19 protein-coding genes and 1 pseudogene are annotated in these 19,712 nt (G+C 71.5%); 14 read left to right on the plus strand and 6 right to left on the minus strand.

Annotation, left to right across the window (positions count from 1 at the left end):
* Positions 1-42: 42 nt before the first annotated feature.
* The 3 genes from RQG84_RS05480 to RQG84_RS05490 all read right to left on the minus strand — a co-directional run bounded on the left by RQG84_RS05480 (position 43) and on the right by RQG84_RS05490 (position 4,159).
* Positions 43-1,470 (minus strand): HAD family hydrolase, encoded by a 1,428-nt coding sequence (locus tag RQG84_RS05480; RefSeq protein WP_311209201.1) that lies wholly within the window; start codon positions 1,468-1,470, stop codon positions 43-45.
* Positions 1,467-2,654 (minus strand): helix-turn-helix domain-containing protein, encoded by a 1,188-nt coding sequence (locus RQG84_RS05485; protein WP_311209202.1) that lies wholly within the window; start codon positions 2,652-2,654, stop codon positions 1,467-1,469. Before RQG84_RS05485 ends, RQG84_RS05480 begins: the two co-directional genes overlap by 4 nt.
* 419 nt (positions 2,655-3,073) lie before the next feature.
* On the minus strand, positions 3,074-4,159 hold the full coding sequence (locus tag RQG84_RS05490) for a hypothetical protein (protein ID WP_311209203.1): 1,086 nt from the start codon (positions 4,157-4,159) through the stop codon (positions 3,074-3,076).
* Positions 4,160-4,465: 306 nt separating this feature from the next.
* Between RQG84_RS05490 and RQG84_RS05495 the strand changes: the two genes are divergently transcribed.
* From RQG84_RS05495 to RQG84_RS05505, 3 genes are all read left to right on the plus strand, one after another.
* The gene (locus RQG84_RS05495; RefSeq protein ID WP_311209204.1) at positions 4,466-5,101 is read left to right on the plus strand and encodes a hypothetical protein; all 636 of its coding nucleotides are present in this window, start codon (positions 4,466-4,468) and stop codon (positions 5,099-5,101) included.
* Between the two features lie 127 nt (positions 5,102-5,228).
* Positions 5,229-5,864, plus strand: a complete 636-nt coding sequence (locus RQG84_RS05500) for a hypothetical protein (RefSeq protein ID WP_055962894.1) — start codon at positions 5,229-5,231, stop codon at positions 5,862-5,864.
* Positions 5,865-6,293: 429 nt separating this feature from the next.
* Positions 6,294-6,581 carry a hypothetical protein gene (locus RQG84_RS05505; RefSeq protein WP_311209205.1) on the plus strand — a complete coding sequence of 96 codons (288 nt, stop codon included), beginning with the start codon at positions 6,294-6,296 and terminating at the stop codon, positions 6,579-6,581.
* 154 nt (positions 6,582-6,735) lie between these two features.
* On the opposite strand, the gene RQG84_RS05510 is transcribed toward RQG84_RS05505, so the two are convergent.
* From RQG84_RS05510 to RQG84_RS05520, 3 genes are all read right to left on the minus strand, one after another.
* The gene (locus tag RQG84_RS05510) at positions 6,736-7,983 is read right to left on the minus strand and encodes a helix-turn-helix domain-containing protein (RefSeq protein WP_311209206.1); all 1,248 of its coding nucleotides are present in this window, start codon (positions 7,981-7,983) and stop codon (positions 6,736-6,738) included.
* A 167-nt stretch (positions 7,984-8,150) separates the two neighbouring features.
* The gene (locus RQG84_RS05515) at positions 8,151-8,363 is read right to left on the minus strand and encodes a helix-turn-helix domain-containing protein (RefSeq protein WP_055962904.1); all 213 of its coding nucleotides are present in this window, start codon (positions 8,361-8,363) and stop codon (positions 8,151-8,153) included.
* 69 nt (positions 8,364-8,432) lie between these two features.
* A complete protein-coding gene (locus RQG84_RS05520; RefSeq protein WP_311209207.1) occupies positions 8,433-8,762 on the minus strand; it encodes a DUF6907 domain-containing protein in 330 nt (109 codons plus the stop codon).
* A gap of 305 nt (positions 8,763-9,067) precedes the next feature.
* On the opposite strand from RQG84_RS05520, the pseudogene RQG84_RS05525 reads away from it, so the two are divergent.
* The 11 genes and pseudogenes from RQG84_RS05525 to RQG84_RS05575 all read left to right on the plus strand — a co-directional run.
* A pseudogene (locus RQG84_RS05525) lies at positions 9,068-9,664 on the plus strand (ABC transporter ATP-binding protein); the annotation flags it as partial.
* A 414-nt stretch (positions 9,665-10,078) separates the two neighbouring features.
* Positions 10,079-10,828, plus strand: coding sequence for an ABC transporter permease (locus RQG84_RS05530; RefSeq protein WP_082480430.1), 750 nt, complete (start codon positions 10,079-10,081; stop codon positions 10,826-10,828).
* A 1-nt stretch (position 10,829) separates the two neighbouring features.
* Positions 10,830-11,738, plus strand: a complete 909-nt coding sequence (locus RQG84_RS05535; protein ID WP_082480360.1) for an ABC transporter permease — start codon at positions 10,830-10,832, stop codon at positions 11,736-11,738.
* Positions 11,735-13,036, plus strand: coding sequence for an MCE family protein (locus RQG84_RS05540; protein WP_311209208.1), 1,302 nt, complete (start codon positions 11,735-11,737; stop codon positions 13,034-13,036). Before RQG84_RS05535 ends, RQG84_RS05540 begins: the two co-directional genes overlap by 4 nt.
* Positions 13,033-14,046 carry an MCE family protein gene (locus RQG84_RS05545; protein ID WP_055962914.1) on the plus strand — a complete coding sequence of 338 codons (1,014 nt, stop codon included), beginning with the start codon at positions 13,033-13,035 and terminating at the stop codon, positions 14,044-14,046. Before RQG84_RS05540 ends, RQG84_RS05545 begins: the two co-directional genes overlap by 4 nt.
* Complete coding sequence (locus RQG84_RS05550) at positions 14,043-15,080, plus strand: MCE family protein (RefSeq protein ID WP_311209209.1); 1,038 nt, start codon at positions 14,043-14,045, stop codon at positions 15,078-15,080. The genes RQG84_RS05545 and RQG84_RS05550 overlap by 4 nt, the downstream gene beginning before the upstream one ends.
* Positions 15,077-16,078, plus strand: a complete 1,002-nt coding sequence (locus RQG84_RS05555; RefSeq protein ID WP_311209210.1) for an MCE family protein — start codon at positions 15,077-15,079, stop codon at positions 16,076-16,078. The genes RQG84_RS05550 and RQG84_RS05555 overlap by 4 nt, the downstream gene beginning before the upstream one ends.
* Before the next feature lie 11 nt (positions 16,079-16,089).
* The gene (locus RQG84_RS05560; protein ID WP_311209211.1) at positions 16,090-17,388 is read left to right on the plus strand and encodes an MCE family protein; all 1,299 of its coding nucleotides are present in this window, start codon (positions 16,090-16,092) and stop codon (positions 17,386-17,388) included.
* Positions 17,388-18,578: an MlaD family protein gene (locus RQG84_RS05565; RefSeq protein WP_311209212.1), complete on the plus strand. Its 1,191-nt coding sequence runs from the start codon at positions 17,388-17,390 to the stop codon at positions 18,576-18,578. Before RQG84_RS05560 ends, RQG84_RS05565 begins: the two co-directional genes overlap by 1 nt.
* Positions 18,575-19,189, plus strand: coding sequence for a hypothetical protein (locus RQG84_RS05570; RefSeq protein ID WP_311209213.1), 615 nt, complete (start codon positions 18,575-18,577; stop codon positions 19,187-19,189). Before RQG84_RS05565 ends, RQG84_RS05570 begins: the two co-directional genes overlap by 4 nt.
* Positions 19,186-19,692 carry a hypothetical protein gene (locus RQG84_RS05575; RefSeq protein WP_311209214.1) on the plus strand — a complete coding sequence of 169 codons (507 nt, stop codon included), beginning with the start codon at positions 19,186-19,188 and terminating at the stop codon, positions 19,690-19,692. The genes RQG84_RS05570 and RQG84_RS05575 overlap by 4 nt, the downstream gene beginning before the upstream one ends.
* Positions 19,693-19,712: the final 20 nt, after the last annotated feature.

A 19,712-nucleotide genomic window follows, 5' to 3' on the forward strand; every position in this document is an offset into this window, starting at 1 on the left:
ACGGCCGATTCTTGTCACGCGCATGACAAGACCCGTCGAGGTTCAACCGCCTGCCACGACCACGGTGGCGGCGACGCCGACGCCGGCGGCGATGCCGGCCAGACCGGGACCGAGCAGCCCTGCGGCCGCGACCGCGCCGGCCAGCACGCTCCAGGCCAGGGCGACGGACTGACCACGACGAGCCGCCTCGACCGCGCCGCGGGCGGCCCCCACGGCCCGCGCCACCCGGCCGACGTCGAGGTCGGCCAGACCCAGGTCGGACGTGAGGGTCGAGCCGGTGCTCACGTGCAGCACCCGTCGACCGGCGTCCGTCCACGCGGCGACGGTGGCGCGCTGGCCGTCGGCGTCCACGTCACCGGCGGCGTCGTCGATGCCCACCTGCGCGGCCACCTCGCGCGTGCGGGCGTCGGTGTCAGGGGATCGGAGGGCGATCTCGAGGCCGAGGTCGCGCAGGGCCTGGACGCCCTCGGTGGCGTCGGCCCGGACGTCGTCACCCACGGTCAGCGTGCCGAGGACGCGTGCGTCGACCTCGACGCCCACGGTGGTCCAGACGCCCTCCTGGGCCGGCAGGCCGAGCCAGGGCAGATCACCGACGCGCACGGGGTGTCGGTCGACCCGGCCCGACACGCCGACGTCGCCGTGGCGCTGCAGCTCGGTGACCCGACCGCGACCGGAGAGTCGCGAGACGGCGCGTGCCACGCGCCCCTCCTGCTCGTGCTCGAGGGCGCCGGCGAACCAGCGCAGGTTGCGCTCGTGGTCGGGCTCCACGGGATCGATCGAGGTCACCCGCAGGGCACCGGTGGTCACGGTGCCGTCCTTGTCGAGGAGGGCGACGTCGGCGGCCGCCACCTGGGGAAGCGCCGCCGGGTGGGGGAAGGTGACGTCGTGCGGGGCCATGCGGCGGCGCGCGACCCGCAGGGCCGCCGGCCCGGCAGCGACCAGACCGGCCGGTCCGGCGGACACGAGCACGAGGGCGGCGACCTGGATACCACGACCGGGCGTCTCGACCACCGCCCAGACCGCGGCGGCCACCGTGGCCGCGGCGACGACGGACAGGACGAACCAGGCGGGTGCGTCCACGATGCTCTCGTCGCCTCGCCACAGCGACACGAGGCTGAGCAGCGCTGCGGAGGCGACGACGGCGATCGCCGTGGTGGGCCGCTCCTCGGCCAGCGCCTCGTACAGGGTGACGACGAGCGCGACGACCAGGCCGAGGCTGCCGAGCGTGGCAGCCCCGGGTCGCCGGCTCGCCAGCTCGGCCAGGGACCGCTGGTGCACGGGCGCGGCCAGGACGAAGGCGAGGGCGGCGACCCCGACGAGCGTCCACGGCCAGCCCTGGAAGCGCAGGTCGGGGACCATCGAGACGCCGACCGTGCCTGCGGTCAGCACCAGGCCGACGGCGAACGTGAGCACCAGGCAACGACGCGACGCCTGCGCGGAGAACGAGGCGGCTGCCGCGTGCGCGGTCACGACGCGTCCTCCGCCCGGAACCGCTCGAAGTCGCTCTGGTCGCCGGCCTTCCACAGCGGCACGCTGGCCTTGAGGAGCATGGTCAGCTGCACGAGGAACTCGGTGTCGTGCATGGCCTCGCCGAACAGCTCGTTGATGCGCTTCCAGCGGTAGCGGACGGTCTGGGGGTGGACGCCGAGGCGGGCGGCGATGGCGGGCGCGCTGTCGCGGGTCTCGAGCCAGACGAGCAGGGTCTCGGAGAGGATCTCGCGGGAGTTGGGGGTCTCCGCGAAGAGGGGACGGAGCAGCTCCTGGCCCAGCTGCTGGCGCAGGGTCGGCTCGGCGTGCAGCCAGATCTGGGTGCGATGCTCCCGGCAGTCGACCACCTGCGCGTCGGGGACGACGCCGCGGCGCACGAGGTCGAGTGCACGCCGGGCCCACCGGAACGCCGACGGGACGTCCGCGGGCTCGACCTCCCAGCCCACGGCCACCCGCGTGACGCCGGCGTCCACCAGGGCGCTGGTCATGCAGGCGCGGTCGGCGGAGTCGACCATCGCCACGACGGTCTCGTCGTGACGCACCAGGAGGGCGCGCTGCGCGAGGACCGTCAGGTCGGGACGCTCGCCACCGAGCTCGGCGACGGCCAGCACGATGGAGGCCGGGATCGGCCAGACCTCGTCGGTCCCGGGCTGGACGGTCCCGGTGAGCAGCTGCTCGGCCAGCGCCGCTCGGGCGCGGTTCGGGTCGGCAGCCCGCTGTCGACGTGCCTCCTCGTGCCCGGCCTCGACCTGCCGCTGCAGGTGGCCGACGAACGCCAGCAGCCCGTCGGAGACGAGGGCCGACGTCGTCCCGTCCTCGGCCAGCTCCTGGAAGCGTGCCCAGCCGATGCGCACGGCGACGGCCAGCCCGACCTGGAACTCGTCGAGCGTCCGCTCCGCCCGGGCCTCCCGCCGCCCGAGGGAGCGGAAGACGTCGTCCACGCCCCGGTCGCGGTGGGGGGCGCCGTCGAGCTCGTCGAGGAAGCGGTGCAGTGCGGTCGAGACCGCCTCGGCGGCCACGGCGCGGCTCGTCGGGCGCGCGAACTGCGGCACGCGCTCGCACACGGCGTCGATGATCTCGGTGGTGAGGGTCGGGACGACGCGACGCACGCGGCGTGCGTGGGCGGCGACGAGGTCGGACGTGGAACGGTCCGCGAACAGCGTCATCGCGCGGACCCGTGCGGTCCAGGTTCCATCGCCGGCTCCCCGATCCGATGACTCGTGTGGCTGCACCGAGTTCTACCCCGCTGCCGGGTCGGCGTCAACGTCCGTGGGCAGCGAGCGGAGCAGCACGAAGTGGTGCGTCGCGATGCGCAGGTCTCGACCCTCCCGTCGTGCGTCGATCGGTCCACCGCGGACCGCGCCCCCGCCGCGACTGTGCCGCACGCCGGGCCTCCTGGACGAGCCGCCGGCCCGCGCACGTCCCGTTCTTGTCATGCGCGTGACAAGAAATGACGAGGCGTGCGCCCTCGCTCGGACTGGCGGCGCAGTCGTCCCGGCGCAACGTCATGGCGGGGACCCGGCGTCCGCAGCGTGCCGCGCGACCATGTCACGACGGGGTGGCGTCCAGGTGCCCTCGCCGACGCCTATCCTCCGGTGATCCGAGGCGCCTCGGCCGGGAACGGCAGCTCGTCGGGAACGGGCTTGACGTTGGGGTTCGGGCTGAACTTCTGGCAGTTGATCGACTCCGGCGTCGTCGCCCCGGGTGCCGGGGGCATGAGGCGCGAGCCGTCCTCGGACGGTTGAATGCACGACATCTCGCCGACCACGACCTCGACCGGGTTGCCCGGACCGGAGATCGCCGACGTCAACAACGGCGACAGGTCGTCCTGCCCATCAGTGCCGCACCCCGTGAAGGACGGGATGTCGATGGCGCCCGCGAGGGTGCCACCGGCGAGACCGTAGAAGCCGTCCTTCGGGTCGAAGCGCTCGAACTGGAAGGCGCCGTCGGCCGAGACGTCCTCGATGTACTCGCTCTCGATCTTGAGCCGGGCCGGCGAGGAGGTCCGGCAGGTGGACCCGAGTCTGATGTCGACACCGTCCACCTGCACCCTTCGCACCCGCACGAGGACGCTGTCCTCCAGCCTCGCCGGGAACACCTCGATGCGCGTCGGTCCGGACGGATCGCCCAGCCCGTAGCGGATGTTGTCCTTCGCCGACGCCTTCAGCGGGTACGGAAGGCCGTTCGCGTCGCGCCGCTGCTCGATCTGCAGGTCGATCTGCACCGGGATCGACCCGAACGCGACCGTGCGGACCGGGATGAGAGGCGAGAGTCCGTAGTTGTGCTCGCTTCCAGGGGGAGAGACGAAGAAGGTACGAAGCTCGAAGAAGAAGTCGGTTCCCGAGTAGTACTCAGGTGGATTGGAGAGGTTCTGGCCGTAGCCGAGCAGTGCGACGTTGCCCATGACCGCCAGGGGGATGCGTGCCCACTGCCGCGCCTTCGGAGATCCGGTCATGCCCAGCTGCACGAAGTTGATCCACTGGTAGGTGTCGGCGAAGTCCTCCGACGGGCACGGGTTCTCGGGCATGTCCTCGCACGGCACGAACGGCAGGCCCGGCTGCTGTCCCTCGCGCTGCGGTTCCGCGTCCGCCCCCACGACGGCGCACAGCAGGAGCAGCAGGCAGGACGTCACGATCAGGACGGAGCCGCGAAGTCTGCGCCGAGTGGTCATGGAGAGCAGCGTCGATCGCCTCGTCGTCGGCGGTCAAGGCCCTGACGGATCGAAGGCCGGCCGCCGTCGGAACTTGTCACCGACATGACAAGAGTTCCGTGGCGGACATCGACAGGCGACGGGTGCTGACCCCATGTCCAGGAGGAGGGAGCCCATCGCACGACGGACGAAATTGTCATGCGAGTGACAATTTCGGGCTCGATGTGACCGGTGCCGACCGCGGTGGCTTGCTGGACAGGGGGTGGCGAGGGGCCTACTGAGGCGGTGACGCACGTCACTCAACCTTTCGGCAGATCGGAGCACGACATGAAGATCAAGAACGCAGCCATCGGGGGCGCAGCCCTTGCCCTCGCCGCAGTGGCGGCGGCCGGCCCGGCCCTCGCCACCGGCAGCTCCTACACCGTCGCCGTCGGCGGCAGCTCGGCCTCGGGGACGCACACCATCACGGCAGCCTCGTCCGGTGCCCTCAGCTTCGCGGTGCCGACGCTCTCCATGGGCTGCGCGAGCGCCAACGTGCCGACCTCGCCGGTCTCGAGCGTCGCGAGCGGCACCGGCATCGTCGACATCGCCGCGATCAACAAGATCAACTTCGCGGGCTGCACCGGTCCCGGCGGCACGCTCACGGTCACCACGGTGGGCTCGTGGAAGCTGCACGGGACGGGCGCGGCCACGTCCGGCACCTCCGACGTCGTCGCCGGCCACGTGGACAACATCACGGCCAACGTCGCCAACGCCGTCTGCCGCTTCACGGTGACCGGCAAGGCCAACGGCACGTTCAGCGAGTCGACGCAGCGTCTGCAGGTCAGCGAGACGGGCTTCACCGGCAACCTCCGCGTGTCGAACGTGGTCGGCTGCCTCGGGCAGGTCCAGAACGGCCAGGCGGCCAACTTCACGGGCACGTTCAACGTGACGTCGCCCGACGGCGCGATCAACGTCAGCTGACGCGTCCCGGCCTGCTGCACCACACGGCGGGCCATCACGGGTGGGGCCGAGCCCACGCTCGGCCCCACCCGTCCCTGACCTCACCCGAACGACCACCCCTCGCACCACCAGTCCTCAAGGAGCACCCATGTCCATCACCCTCGCGCCCCGCTGGCGCAAGCGCGCCGCCGTGGCCGCTGCCGGCGCCGCCGTCGCGCTCGTCCCCGTCGCGGCTCACGCGGCCACCATCGTCACGATCACCTACGACGCCCAGGGCACCTCCCACATCGCCAAGACGAACTCCGACGTCGCCCTCGGCCCCACCACGCTGCGCACCGACCTCGACATCGACACCGGCGACTTCACCGGATCGCTGCCGCTGCCGGGCACGTCGACGGAGTTCAAGATCGCCGGCTTCCTCCCGGTGAAGGCCAAGGTCGACTTCATCGAGGCGGCCCCACTCACCGGCCACATCAACCTGACCCAGACGCAGGCCCAGGTGAGCTCCACGGCGACCTACTACGTGAAGCTGTCGGACATCAAGGTCGCCGGGTTCCCGACCTTCGCGGGCAGCAAGTGCAAGACGAAGGCGCCCGTGTCCATCCCGGTCGGCACGCGTCCGGACGAGGGCTTCGACCTCATCAACGGCGGTGAGCTCGTCGGCACCTACACGATCGGCAAGTTCGAGAACTGCGGCATCAACACGCCGCTGATCAACAGCCTCGTGCCCGGTTCCGGCAACACCGTCGACATCACCGTGACGAACGGCGTCGTCGCGGAGTGACGCCCTGACCTCGTCGGCCCCGCGTCCCCCTGGGCGCGGGGCCGACGTGCATCGCCCACGCATCGAAGGAGAACCATGAGGAACATCACTGTGCGCCGGCTCCTCGCCGGCACCGCCGCAGCCCTGTGCCTGGCCGTCGGCGTCGGCCCGGCCGGAGCGACGGGGAACAGCGTGACAGTCGCCGTCGGAGGCACCAGTGCTCCCAGTGCTCACCCGTTCAGCGCGACGACTCAGGGGTCCGTCTCGTGGGCGGCGCCTGCGCTCGCGTGGGGCTGTACCAGTGCGAAGATCCCGTCGAGTCCGGTCTCCGAGGTGCATGGCGGGACGGGCGTCACCGATGTCCTCACCGTTCGAGCCATGTCGTTCCAGGGATGCACGTGGCCCCTCGGCGCCATGAACACGAGGCTGACGGCACCAGCGACACTGCATGTGACGGGATCAGCCACGTCCGGCTCCACCGACCAGGTGCGCGGCCGCCTCGACGACGTCACGATCGTGTCGTCGTACGCGGTCTGCGAGTACACCGTGACCGGTTCGGCACGGTTCACTTTCGACGAGGGAACGCAGCGCCTCGCCATCGAGGAGACCGGGTTCACCGGCAACCTCACGGTGTCGAAGGTCCGAGGATGCCTCGGGTGGGTGCAGAACGGCCAGGCGATGAACCTGACCATGAACCTCCAGCTCACCTCACCCGACGGTGCGATCAACATCAGCTGACGAGGACGCGGGGCGGCCTGGGGACGAAGCCCTTCCCAGGCCGCTACCGATCGGTATCATGAAGGTGGCGCGAGCCCGGGAACGCCATCCGATCTGCCGAGACGACAGCCTCCGGGGCTCGCGCCACCTCGCGCGCTGGAGATGCACTCAGCAGCTACACCGCGCGCCGCCACGCCACGATGCTCGACTCCAGGGCCGACAGCAGGGCGAGGGTCTGGGTCGGCTCGTCCAGGCGCGAGCCGAAGAGCGCGTGCAGCCGGCGCAGGCGGTGCCGGACCGTCTGGTCGTGCACGCCCAACCGGGCCGCGAGGGCCGGGGCGCTGTCGCGGGTCTGCAGCCACAGCAGCATCGTCTCGGCCAGCGCGATGCGACGCTTCGGCGACTGGCCCAGCAGTGGGGCGAGCACCTTCTCGTCGGCGAGCCGCCGCAGGGTCGGGTCGGCGTGCTCGCACAGGCGTGACTGGTGCTGCTCGCAGTCGAGCACGTGGTCGGCCGGCGGCTCGATCACGCCGTCCTCGAGCAGCGACAGCCCGCGGCTCGTCCAGCGGACGGCGCGGTGCACCTCGTCGGGCGCCACCGCCCACGAGAGCGAGACGTCGTGCCCGGTGCGATCGGCCAGCGTCCGGGCCAGACGCGTCGTGGTGGCGGGATCGGCCACCACGATGAGGCGGTCCTGGCGCACGCCCGACAGCGCCTCCTGGCACGCCGAGACCAACGACGTCGACACGGTGTCGTGAGCGGTCACGGCCACCACGACCTGCTCGGGCAGGACCCAGGAACATCGGTCCGCGACCTCGCGCAGGCCGTCGGGACCTGTGCCGTCGAGCAGGGCCACGAGCATGGCCGCGCGACCCTGCTCGCGCGCCTGAGTCGCGCGGGCCCTCGTCTCCACGAACCCCGTGAAGGCGTGCTCGAACAGCGCCTTCTGGTACGCGATGAGGCCGTCGCCGAGCGCCCCCACGACCTCGGCCGACTGCCCGAGCGCCGTGGCCGCGAGCCGCACGTCCGTCCACGACTCCTGGGTGGCGATGTGGTGGGCGGCGCGCATCGCGTCGAGGTTGAGGCCGGCCGCCGCCTGGTAGCTGCCGAGCCAGCGGTAGAAGGTGTAGATCTCGGTGCCGTAGGTGGGCGCTCCGGCGACGGTGTCGACGAAGACGGCCACCGCGCGGGTGATCGCCTCGTCGATGCCCTTGTGGATCACGGGATCGGCGTCGGCCGAGAACCCTGCGACCTCCTCCCGGATGCGGCTGACGATGCGTCGGGTCAGCTCCACCGAGCGCGGTCGGTAGCCGGCCACGACCGCGGCGTCGATCTGCGGTAGGCCCAGGACCTCCCGCAGCAGCTGGCGGTCCCGGCCGGACTCCGTCGGACGGGCGTCGCGCTCGTGTGCCACTGCAGTCATGTGTCTCCCCCTTGCTCGTGCCGCGAGCCCGAGGCCGCGCGGACGTTCCCTCGAGCACAGTCAACGATCGGGTGCGGGGCGCGTCCAGGCTGGACGTACCGACGGCACGGAATCGATCGGGAACTTGTGACGCGGGTAACAACTTCCTGCGCGGGTCGGGGAGCCGGTCAGGGGCGCAGCAGGTCCAACGGGTCGACGTCGAGGCGCGCGGCCAGGTGCTCGAGGCTGACGAGCGTCAGGTTCCGCTCGCCGCGCTCGACCGATCCGAGGTAGGTGCGGTGGTAGCCGAGCTGCTCGGCGAACTTCTCCTGGCTCAGGCCGAGGGACTCACGGTGCCGGCGCAGGCGTTGGCCGAGGATCTGCTGCAGTGGCTGACTCACGCGTGCAGCGTGGCGCAGTGCGACTCATCGGTCGACAGACCGATGAGTAGCATCCGGCGGTCCCTCCGGTCACCGGTCGAGCTGGGCCTGGAGAGCCGTCGCGACCCGTCGCGCACTGTCCGGGGCGAGCACCAGGTGCTGACGCTGCTGGTCGGGCTCGCCGACGAAGACCCACTCCTCGGGCTCCCCGCAGCGCCGGGTGCGCACGACCAGCAGGTCGGTGGCCAGCGGACGCGGTCGGGCACTGCCCTGCTCCCGCACGCCGAGCACGACGGGCAGGTAGTGGGGCGTGCCCTCGTGGTGACGATCCTCCGGTGCGTCGTCCTCCCGGTGCGTCGAGGCGCACCAGGACGGGCACGGCTCGTGCAGCCAGCGGGGTCGGGCGTGGTCACCGTCCATGCAGGGTCCCTTCGTCGTTGCGCCCGGAACGGGGTGTCCAGCCCACGCTAGGGCGCGCTCCGGACACGGGTCGTGCGCTCGTGCCCGGCTCCCAGGGTGCGACTCATCGGTAGCGGCGCGACGTCTCGCGGGCCGCCGCCGCGCGGGCCCGCCGAAAGTTGTCACGCGGCTGACAAGAAATGACCGGCAGGCACTCTCTGTGGCCCTGGGCCTGGCGGCGTGGCCTGCGACACACCTACGGTCGGCCACGGTCGTGACGCACCCAGGATGCGTCGGGCCTGCAGGACGACGGAGGGGCGAAGAGCATGGGCGGAAGCGTCGAGGTGCGGGGACTGACCAAGTCCTTCGGGCGCCAGAACATCTGGCACGACGTCACCCTCACGTTGCCGCCGGGGGAGATCACCGCGCTGCTCGGGCCCTCGGGAACCGGCAAGTCCGTCTTCCTCAAGTCCCTCATGGGCATCGTGGACCCCGAGCGCGGCGAGGTGCTGATCGACGGCGTCGACATGGTGTCGGTCAAGGAGGGCCACCGCCTCGAGCTGCGCAAGAAGTTCGGCGTGCTGTTCCAGGACGGTGCGCTCTTCGGCTCGATGAACGTGTACGACAACGTCGCCTTCCCGCTGCGCGAGCACACCCGCATGAGCGAGGAGGAGATCCGCCAGGTCGTCCTCGACCGGCTCGACATGGTGGGCCTGCTCGGTACCGAGCACAAGGTGCCCGGCGAGATCTCCGGCGGCATGAAGAAGCGGGCCGGCCTGGCCCGCGCGCTCGTGACCGACCCCGAGATCATCCTCATCGACGAGCCCGACTCCGGCCTCGACCCGGTGCGCACCTCCAACCTCGCCCAGCTGCTCGTGGACGTGAACACCGCCACCGACGCCACGATGCTCGTGGTCACCCACAACATCGAGCTGGCGCGCACGCTGCCCGACAACCTCGGCATGCTCTACCGCTGCGAGCTCGTCATGTTCGGTCCGCGCGAGGAGTTCCTGCTCACCGACCACCCGGTCGTCAGCCAGTTCATGAGCGGCGACCCAGAGGGTCCGATCGGCATGAGCGAGGAGAACGACCACCGCACGATCGACCTCTTCGACGAGCCGGTGGACTACGGCACGGGTGGCCCCCTGCGCCACGGCGGAGCCCGCGCGATCGAGGTGCTGCCCCGCCAGCTCGAGCCCCGCTCGGGGGGTGCTCGACCCAGCTCCGTGCGTCACCGTGAGCGGGTCAGCGCGGGCAACGCACCGCTCTACGTGGCCGACGACGACGACACCCACCGAGTCCCGCCGAACCCGACGCCGGGTGCCGTCGCGCGGTCGCTGACCGCCACGGGCGACGTCTTCGCCCTCGCCCTCGACACCACCCGCGCCACGTTCCGCCGGCCCTTCGCCGCGCGCGAGGCGCTCGAGCAGTTCTGGTTCGTCGTGAGCGTCTCGTGGATCCCCGCGATCCTCGTCGCGATCCCGTTCGGGGCGGTCATCGCCCTCCAGCTCGGCACGCTCACGGTGCAGGTCGGCGCCCAGTCGTTCACGGGTGCGGCGAGCGTGCTCGCGGTCGTCCAGCAGGCGGCTCCGATCGTCACGAGCCTCGTGATCGCCGGGGCGGGTGGTGCAGCCATCTGCGCCGACCTCGGCTCGCGCCGCATCCGCGACGAGATCGACGCGATGCGGGTGATCGGCGTGAACCCCGTGCAACGCCTCGTGGTGCCGCGCGTGCTCGCCTGCATCGGTGCCGCCATCCTGCTCAACGGCCTGGTGTCGGTGGTCGGCGTCGTCGGCGGCTACGTCTTCAACGTCATGGTGCAGGGCGGCACGCCCGGCGCCTACCTGTCCAGCTTCACGGCACTGGCGCAGATCTCGGACCTGTGGGTCGGCGAGCTCAAGGCCGTGGTGTTCGGCTTCATTGCCGGCATCGTGGCCTGCCACCGGGGGCTCAACACCGCTCCCGGCCCGAAGGGCGTGGGCGACTCGGTGAACCAGTCGGTGGTCATCACGTTCCTGCTGCTGTTCTTCGTCAACTTCGTGATCACCACGCTGTACCTGCAGCTCGTCCCGGGCAAGGGAGCCTGACATGACGGTCGCACCGCCCCAGGGGCCCGGAGCCGGAGGGCGCACGCCCCGGCCCGAGCCGACGCCCGAGGAGCTCGGCATCGACGACCGACCCGCCCGCTGGTGGGACCGGCCGATCGACGCCGTCGCCGCGGCCGGCGCCGAGCTGCGCTTCTACGGACGCGTGCTGGCCTGGATCCCGGCCACCGTCCGGCGCTACCCGCGCGACATCCTCCGGCTGCTGTCGGAGGTCAGCTTCGGCTCGGGGGCTCTCGCGGTCATCGGCGGCACCATCGGCGTGATGCTCGGCATGACGCTCTTCGTCGGCAGCGTGGTCGGCATGCAGGGCTACGCGGCCCTCGACCAGATCGGCACGTCGGCCCTGAACGGCTTCATCTCCGCCTACTTCAACACCCGCGAGATCGCGCCGCTCGTGGCCGCGCTCGCGCTGTCGGCCACGGTCGGCTCGGGCTTCACCGCGCAGCTGGGTGCCATGAAGATCAACGAGGAGGTCGACGCCCTCACGGTCATGGCGGTGCCGAGCGTGCCCTACCTCGTCACCACCCGCGTGGTCGCCGGCTTCGTCGCGATCATCCCGCTGTACGTGATCGGCCTGCTCACGTCGTACTTCGGCGCCCGGATGGTCACCGTCCACCTGTACGGGCAGTCGGCCGGCACGTACGACCACTACTTCTCGCTGTTCCTGCCGCCGATCGACATCCTGCTGTCGTTCGCCAAGGTGCTGGTCTTCGCCGTCCTCATCATCCTCATCCACTGCCGGCTCGGGTTCATGGCGCAGGGCGGGCCTGCCGGCGTCGGCATCGCGGTCGGCACGGCCGTGCGCCGCAGCATCGTCACCGTCGCGGTGCTCGACCTCGTCCTGTCGATGGCCCTGTGGGGCACCACCACGACCGTGCGGATCGCCGGATGAGCGCGCGCCGGGGCGCTCCGCGCTGGGTCGACGTGCTGCTCGGCCTGGGCTACGGGCTCGTCGTCGTGGCGCTCGTCGGGGGCGCGGTGCTCGCCTACAACAGGGCGTTCGTGCCGAGCTCCGACGTGGAGCTGCGCACCGACGCGATCGGCAACGCCCTGCAGAAGGGATCGGACGTGAAGCTGCACGGCGTCCCGGTGGGCGAGGTCTCGAAGATCACCACGGCCGACGACGGAGCCGTCCTCACGCTCGCGCTCCAGCCCGAGGTCCTGGAGCGGCTGGCGCCCGACACCACAGGCCGGCTGCTGCCCAAGACGTTGTTCGGCGAGCGCTACGTCGAGCTGCAGACCACGGCCCCGGCCGGCGGCCACCTGCAGGCGGGTGCGGTCATCGAGCAGGACGCGTCGGCGGAGGCGATCGAGCTGCAGAAGGTGCTCGACGAGCTGCTCCCGCTGCTGCAGTCCATCCAGCCCGAGAAGCTGCAGTCCACCCTCAACGAGCTCGCGACGATGCTGCGCGGCCGCGGTGGCGAGCTGGGCGACACGCTGCAGGCGTGGGGCGAGTACGTGCAGCGGCTGCAGCCGAGCGTGCCGCTGCTGGCCGAGGACCTCGACCGGCTCGGCACCGTGGCCGAGACCTATGCCGACGCCGCTCCCGACCTGCTCACGGCGCTCGACGACCTCACGACCACCTCGGGCACCCTCGTGGCCAAGGGCCAGGCGCTCACCGAGGTGTACGAGCGGGTCATCGCGTCGGCCGACGAGAGCCGTGGCTGGGTGGCCGGCAACGCGAGCACCATCGAGATCCTGGCCGAGGACAGTCGCAAGGCGCTCGAGGCCGCGGCACCCTACGCCCGCACGTTCCCGTGCCTGCTGCGGTCGGCGCGTCAGTTCATCCCGCGGATGGACCGGGTGCTCGGCAAGGGCACGGACCAGCCCGGTCTGAAGGTGGTGCTGAACGTCAGCCCGCCGCGCAGCGGCTACCAGCCCGGGCGCGACACCCCCTCGTTCAGCGGCGGCGGCAAGCCGTCGTGCCCCTACGTCCCCACCGGAGCCGCCGCGCGGGCGTCGTCCGCGACCACCGCGTCCGAGCCCGAGGCGATCCAGCCGCCCGCCTACGACCCGCGCGGGTCCGCGGTCGCGTCGGCGGGCCTGGGCGAGGCGAACTCACCGGCCGAGAACCAGCTCATCGCCGAGCTGGTCGCGCCGAGCCAGGGCATGAGCCCCCAGGACTACCCGCGCTGGGCGAGCCTGCTCGTCGGTCCGACGCTGCGCGGCACGAAGGTGGAGCTGCGATGAAGACGCTCGTCCTCAAGAGCCTGGTGTTCACGGTCGTCACCGTGCTCGCGACCGTGGCGCTGGCCGGGACCATCCGCAACTCGACGCCCGGCTCGTCGAGCAGCTACACGGCGCTGTTCTCCGACGCCACGAGCCTGAACCGCGGCGACGACATCCGCATGGCCGGGGTGAAGGTCGGCACGGTGACCGAGGTGGCCGTGCACGACAACCGCGTGGCCGGGGTCGAGTTCACCGTCCAGGACGCCGTGCGGCTGCCCCGAGGGACCACCGCCCAGCTGCGCTTCCGCAACCTCGTCGGGCAGCGGTACATCTCGCTCGAGCCGCCGGAGGTCGCGGACACCGACACGCTGCCGACCGGTCACACGTTCGGCCTGGAGGAGACGCGGCCGGCCCTCGACCTGACCATGCTGTTCAACGGCTTCCAGCCGCTCATGCAGTTCCTCGACCCCAAGGACGTCAACGCCCTCAGCGGGCAGATCATCGCCGTGTTCCAGGGCGAGGGCGCCACCGTCGAGGGGCTGCTCTCCAGCACAGCCAGCCTCACGTCGACCCTGGCCGAGAAGGACCAGGTCATCGGCGAGCTGATCGACAACCTCACGTCGGTGCTCACCACGGTGAACGGGCGGTCCGACGAGCTCGACCGGACCATCATCACGCTGCAGCAGCTCGTCTCGGGTCTCGCCGAGGACCGCGAGACCATCGGCGACACCCTCGACGGCATGGGCCGGCTCACGAGCAGCGTCGCCGACCTCCTGGAGGAGGGCCGCCGCCCGCTCAAGGACTCCATCGCCTCGCTCGGCTCGCTGTCCGGGGAGCTGGCCGACGCCGAGGACGTGCTGAACCGCTTCTTCGACACGCTGCCGGGCAAGCTCGACCGCATCGGACGCACGGCGTCGTACGGGTCCTGGATCAACTTCTACGAGTGCGAGATCACGGGTGTCATCCCGCGTCCCGAGGGCTACTTCGGCGACCTCGGTGCCCAGCCCGTCGCGAAGAGGTGCACCGCATGACCCGGACACGCAAGGCTCCCCGCTTCCCGACGGCGTTCGCGGAGCGCAACCGCGTCGTGATCGCCGTCGTCGGGCTGCTGACCATGGCCATCGTCTTCCTGCTCGCCTTCAACGCCCAGGCCCTGCCGATCATCGGCGGCGGAAGCACCTACCAGGCGCAGTTCGCCGAGGCCGGTGGGCTCAAGCCGGGCAACGAGGTCCGCGTGGCCGGGGTCAAGGTCGGCGAGGTGACGGGGCTGGAGCTCGACGGCGACACGGTGGTCGTGACCTTCCGCGCCAAGGACGTGCGGGTCGGACCGCAGTCGCGGGCGGCGATCAAGGTCAAGACCACGCTGGGCCAGAAGTTCCTGGCCGTCGACCCGCTCGGGGCCGGCGAGATCGACGGGCCCATCCCGTTGCAGCGCACGAGCACGCCGTACGACGTCAACGCGGCGTTCTCCGACCTCTCCGACACGATCGGCGAGATCGACACCGACCAGCTCGAGACCAGCCTCGAGGTCCTGTCCGACACCTTCGAGGACACGCCGAAGGCGGTGCGCGAGTCCGTCGCCGGGCTGACCGACCTCTCGCGCGTCGTGGCCAAGCGCGACGACGAGCTCGCCGCGCTGCTGGCCTCCACGCGTGAGGTCAGCGGCACCCTCAAGGACCGCAACGCCGAGTTCGCGAAGCTCCTGCAGGACGGCAGCAGCCTGCTCGAGGAGCTCGCGTCCCGTCGCGAGACGGTGCAGGCGCTGCTCGACGGCACCGAGCGGCTGGGCACCCAGCTCACCGGTTTGGTGCGCGACAACGAGGAGCAGCTGCGGCCGGCCCTCGCCAAGCTCGACGACGTGGCCGAGATCCTCCAGGCCAACCAGAGCAAGCTCGAGGCCTCCTTGCGGCGCCTCGGTCCGTACTACCGCACGCTCGCGTCGGCTACCGGCAACGGCCCGTGGGTCGACGCCTACATCTGCGGACTGTTCGACGCCAGCGGCGCACCCGAGCTGCGCAACGACGTCGCCCGTGACTGCGCACCGAAGAAGGGAGGGGGCCAGTGAGACGCCGGACCCTCGTCATCGCCCTCGTGGCCGCGCTCGCCGTCGTGGCGGTCGTCGGCTGGCGCGCGACCGCTGCGCGCGACCGCACCACCGTGCAGGCCGTCTTCGAGTCCAGCGTGGGTCTCTACGCCGGCTCCGACGTGCAGATGCTCGGCGTGCCCGTCGGCACGGTCACCGACGTCGCGCCCGGCCCCGCCGGCGTGACCGTGACCATGCGCCTCGACCCGGGCCAGGCCGCAGCCGCCGACACGGCCGCGGTCATCGTCGCGCCGACGCTCGTGTCCGACCGCTTCGTGCAGCTGACGAAGCCGCACACGAGCGGCCCGACGCTGGAGGACGGCGCCGTGCTGCCGATGGAGCGCACCGCGGTGCCGGTCGAGATCGACGACCTCTACGCGAGCCTCACCGACGTGAGCGAGAAGCTCGGTCCCGACGGCGCCAACCGCGACGGCGCGCTGTCGCGCTTCCTCGACGTGGCCGACCGCAACCTGCGGGGCCAGGGCGTCAAGATCAACCAGCTGATCGGCGACTTCGGCGACGCCTCGGGAACCCTCGCGGACTCCAGCGACGACCTGTTCGCCACGATCTCGAACGTCAGGGAGTTCAACGACATGCTCGTGGAGAACGACGACGCCGTGGCCGACGTGAACCGGCAGTTCGCCGAGGTCAACGACTACCTGGCCGACAGCAGCGGGGACCTGGCAGGAGCGATCGACAACCTCGGTGAGGCGCTCGCCCTGGTCGACGACTTCATCCGCGACAACCGCGGCGCGCTGAGGACCAGCGTCGAGAACCTGCAGGGTCCGACCCGGGTGCTCGTCAACCAGCGCGAGGCGTTGGAGGAGACCGTCCGGCTGGTCCCGCTCGTCCTGCAGAACTTCCTGCGGGCGTACGACCCGGACCTCAAGGCGCTCACCGGTCGCGGCAACCTCAACGAGGCCTCGATCTGGAAGGACGGCGGCGACGCACCCGCCCTGCTCCCGGAGGTGAACCGATGAGGGGAGGGCCGATGAGGCGCCTGCTGGTGGCCGCGGTGGTGGCCGGTCTCGCCGCGCTGTCCGGCTGTGGCGTGCTCGGCGGCGGGGTCTACGACACGCCGCTGCCCGGCGGCGTCGACGTCGGCTCCGAGCCGATCCGCATCACGGCCGACTTCGACGACGTGCTCGACCTCGTGCCCCAGTCCAGCGTCAAGGTCGACGACGTGGCGGTCGGCCGCGTCGACCGCATCCGGCTCAACCCGGACGGACGCAGCGCCCGGGTGACGCTGCTCGTCAACCGCGACGCGCAGCTTCCGGCCGGCACGGTCGCCCGTCTGCAGCAGACGTCGCTGCTCGGTGAGAAGTACGTCGCCCTGGTCCGGCCGCAGACGCCCCAGGCCGGCCAGCCGATCGCCGACGGGACCCGGCTCGGTCTGGCCGACACGTCCCAGGCGGCGGAGGTCGAGCAGGTGCTCGGGTCGCTGTCGATGGTGCTGAACGGTGGCGGCATCGGCCAGTTCCAGGAGATCTCGCGCGAGCTGCAGGAGGTGTCGACGGGTCGTCCGGAGGAGATCAGGGGGTTCCTCCGGGAGATGGACACGTTCGTCACCACGCTCGACGACCGCAAGGAGTCGATCACCGCGGCCATCGACGGGCTCGCCCGGTTGTCGGAGAACCTGGAGGCCGACCAGGACAAGATCGTCTCGGCCCTCGAGGGACTGTCGCCCGGCATGCAGGTGCTCGTCGACCAGCGCGAGGACCTCGTGGCCATGCTGTCGGCCCTCGACCGGCTCTCGACGGTGACGGTCAAGACGCTGGACGCCTCGCAGGACGACATCGTCGCCGACCTGAAGGCGCTCGACCCGATCCTGGAGAACCTGGCACGTGCCGGGCGCGACCTCCCGGAGTCGCTCGAGATCCTGCTGACGTACCCCTTCCCGGACTCGGTCATGGGGGCCATCGAGGGCGACTACGTGAACGCCTTCATCGAGACGAACTTCCGGACCCTGCCCGCGGGATGCGAGGCGGCGGGGTGCGCCTGGGCGCAGGTCGAGGACCCGAACTACCCGGACGACCCGATGAGCGGCGTGCGTCGCAAGGGACTCGATCCGAAGGCGTTGCTGGAGGAGCGGCTCGAGGGGGCCGAGGACGAGCAGGACGTGCCGCCGAGCCTGCTGCCGCCCACGTCGTCCCCGGCCCCGGGGTCACCCGCACCGACGATCCCCGTGCCGAGCGCCACGGTGCCCACCCCCGACGGCTCGCCGAGCCCGTCGCCCTCCCCGTCGCCCTCGGTCGATCCGACCACGACTCCTCGAGAGGGTGAGCAGTGATGCTGACCGGACGCATCAGAGCCCAGATCGTGGCCTTCGTGGTCCTCGGGCTGGTCGCCACCTCCTACCTCGGCGCCACGTACGTGGGCATCAACCCGTTCTCCACCGGCTACACCGTGACGGCGGCCCTGCCCTCCGCAGGAGGTGCCTTCGAGAACGGCCAGGTCACCTACCGAGGGGTGCCTGTCGGCCGCGTCGACAGCCTCGAGGCCACCGACGAGGGCGTGCGCATCACGATGTCCATCGACGGCGACGCCCCGCGGATCCCGGCCGACGCCGCACCCAAGGTCGTCAACCGCTCCGCCATCGGCGAGCAGTACGTGGACCTGCAGGGCGGGACCACAGGGGGAGCCGCCCTGGCGGACGGCGACCGGCTGTCGGCGGGCGAGGAGTCCCAGCCTCCGGGCATCGACCGGGTGCTGCGGTCCGGGGAGAAGTTCGTGTCCTCGGTGCCCGAGGAGGCGCTGACGTCGGTGATCGACGAGGGCTACGACGCCTCCCAGGGCGTCGCGCTCGACTTCGGCTCGCTGCTCGAGAGCTCGCAGGAGTTCCAGGCGGCGGCCGACCGGAACTTCGTCGCCACGCGGGGCCTGATCGAGAACTCCGACCGGGTGCTCCGCACGCAGGAGGCGTCGTCGCAGAGCATCCGCTCGTTCAGCGCGGACCTCGCCACCATCGCCTCCACGCTCGAGTCCTCCGACGGGGACCTGCGTCGGCTCATCGACAACACGCCCGCCGCGGCTCGCGAGATCGACGTGCTGTTCCAGGAGGTCGGCCGACCGCTCGGAGTCGTGCTCGCCAACCTGGTGACCCCCGCGCAGGTGTTCGGGATCAACGCCGGGGGCGTCCAGGACGCGCTGGTGACCGCACCCAAGGCGTTCAGCATCGGGTGGACGGTCACCGGCTCGCGGGGGATCAACCTCGCGCTCTCGCAGTCGTACTTCTCGCCGCTGCCGTGCACCACGGGCTACGGGGGCACCACGCCGCGGCCGGGGTCGCAGACGTCGGGTGGCTCCTCCTTCAACCTGCAGGCCGGCTGCCGCTCGTCGGCGAAGGCCTCCAACGTCCGCGGACCGAAGGGCACGCCCCGACGCCTGGCGTCGGTGGCGACCGCACCCGACGGCCCGGCCGTCACGGCCGACGTCCGCATGGCCGACTCGCTGTCCGACCTGATGGGTGGTGCACGATGATCACGAAGGACGCGCTCGCCGAGCGCGAGGACGTGGGGGAGCAGTCGATGACGGACGACGCCGTGCCGCCGGACGAGGTCGGCCCGCCGGCACCGGGGACGCAGAAGCGGGAGCCGTGGGTCCTCGGCTGGGTGCTGGTGGCGCTGGGCCTGGTCGTCGCCCTGAGCGGGTCGGTGGCGTGGTGGACCGCCGCGCACAGCGAGGACCTGCAGCTGGCGCGCACGCGGGACGCGGTGCTGATCGCGACCACGAGCGACGTCGCCATTCTCAACAGCCTCGACTACCGCGACGTCCAGGCCGGCCTCGACGGCTGGAAGGCCGTCACCACCGGCACGCTCCACGACCAGTTCGCCGGGCTGGACGCCAAGGACCGTGAGCTGCTCGCCGACCAGCGCAAGATCTCGAAGGGTCGCGTGGTGGAGGCAGCGGTGCTCGACGTCGACGGTGCCACCGCCGAGGTCATCGCGTCGGTCGAGACCACCGTCCGCGACGGCGCGGACGTCGACGCCGAGCCGGTCGTCAAGCGCAACCGCTTCACCGCCACGCTCCAGCGCTCCGGCGGCACGTGGAAGGTCAGCGACCTCCAGCAGCTCGCGGTGGACGTCTCATGAGGGGCGCGCAGCGGGTCGTCGTGGTCGCCGTGGCCGTCCTCGCGCTCGTGGCGGGCGGTGTCGGGTGGTGGCAGTACGTCGACCTGACGTCGGGCCCGGCGGGGGACAACGCCGCCCTCGTCGACGAGAAGGGCACGACGGAGGTCCAGTCGCAGGTCGCGGTCGCGCTCGAGCGGGTGCTCACCTACGACCACGCCGACCCGACGCCGACGGAGGAGTCGGCGAGGACCATGCTCGCGGGCAAGGCGCGCAGCGAGTACGAGACGCTCTTCGCCGCCCTGCAGAAGCAGGCGCCGGGGCAGAAGCTGGTGCTCACCGCCAAGGTCAGCGCCGCCGGGGTCACCGAGCTCGAGGGGGACCGGGCGAGCCTGCTCGTCTACGTCGACCAGTCGAGCCGCCGGGCCGGCGAGGACCAGGCGAACGTGTCGGCCGCCCAGCTCGCCGTCACGGCGAAGAGGTCGGACTCCGGGTCCTGGCAGGTCACCAGCCTGCGCCCTCTCTGAACCGGGAGCATCGCCCAGGA

Origin of the sequence: Aeromicrobium sp. WCS2018Hpa-31 (assembly GCF_031843905.1) — a bacterium.
In the GTDB taxonomy this organism is placed as follows: domain Bacteria; phylum Actinomycetota; class Actinomycetes; order Propionibacteriales; family Nocardioidaceae; genus Aeromicrobium.

Bases quoted from the DNA above. Each gene is read 5' to 3' on its own strand.
- RQG84_RS05545 (WP_055962914.1), top strand. From the start codon at position 13,033: ATGAAGACGCTCGTCCTCAAGAGCCTGGTGTTCACGGTCGTCACCGTG.
- RQG84_RS05565 (WP_311209212.1), top strand. From the start codon at position 17,388: ATGCTGACCGGACGCATCAGAGCCCAGATCGTGGCCTTCGTGGTCCTC.
- RQG84_RS05495 (WP_311209204.1), top strand. From the start codon at position 4,466: ATGAAGATCAAGAACGCAGCCATCGGGGGCGCAGCCCTTGCCCTCGCC.
- RQG84_RS05535 (WP_082480360.1), top strand. From the start codon at position 10,830: ATGACGGTCGCACCGCCCCAGGGGCCCGGAGCCGGAGGGCGCACGCCC.
- RQG84_RS05560 (WP_311209211.1), top strand. From the start codon at position 16,090: ATGAGGCGCCTGCTGGTGGCCGCGGTGGTGGCCGGTCTCGCCGCGCTG.
- RQG84_RS05510 (WP_311209206.1), bottom strand. From the start codon at position 7,983: ATGACTGCAGTGGCACACGAGCGCGACGCCCGTCCGACGGAGTCCGGC.
- RQG84_RS05490 (WP_311209203.1), bottom strand. From the start codon at position 4,159: ATGACCACTCGGCGCAGACTTCGCGGCTCCGTCCTGATCGTGACGTCC.
- RQG84_RS05485 (WP_311209202.1), bottom strand. From the start codon at position 2,654: ATGACGCTGTTCGCGGACCGTTCCACGTCCGACCTCGTCGCCGCCCAC.
- RQG84_RS05575 (WP_311209214.1), top strand. From the start codon at position 19,186: ATGAGGGGCGCGCAGCGGGTCGTCGTGGTCGCCGTGGCCGTCCTCGCG.
- RQG84_RS05540 (WP_311209208.1), top strand. From the start codon at position 11,735: ATGAGCGCGCGCCGGGGCGCTCCGCGCTGGGTCGACGTGCTGCTCGGC.
- RQG84_RS05500 (WP_055962894.1), top strand. From the start codon at position 5,229: ATGTCCATCACCCTCGCGCCCCGCTGGCGCAAGCGCGCCGCCGTGGCC.
- RQG84_RS05520 (WP_311209207.1), bottom strand. From the start codon at position 8,762: ATGGACGGTGACCACGCCCGACCCCGCTGGCTGCACGAGCCGTGCCCG.
- RQG84_RS05550 (WP_311209209.1), top strand. From the start codon at position 14,043: ATGACCCGGACACGCAAGGCTCCCCGCTTCCCGACGGCGTTCGCGGAG.
- RQG84_RS05570 (WP_311209213.1), top strand. From the start codon at position 18,575: ATGATCACGAAGGACGCGCTCGCCGAGCGCGAGGACGTGGGGGAGCAG.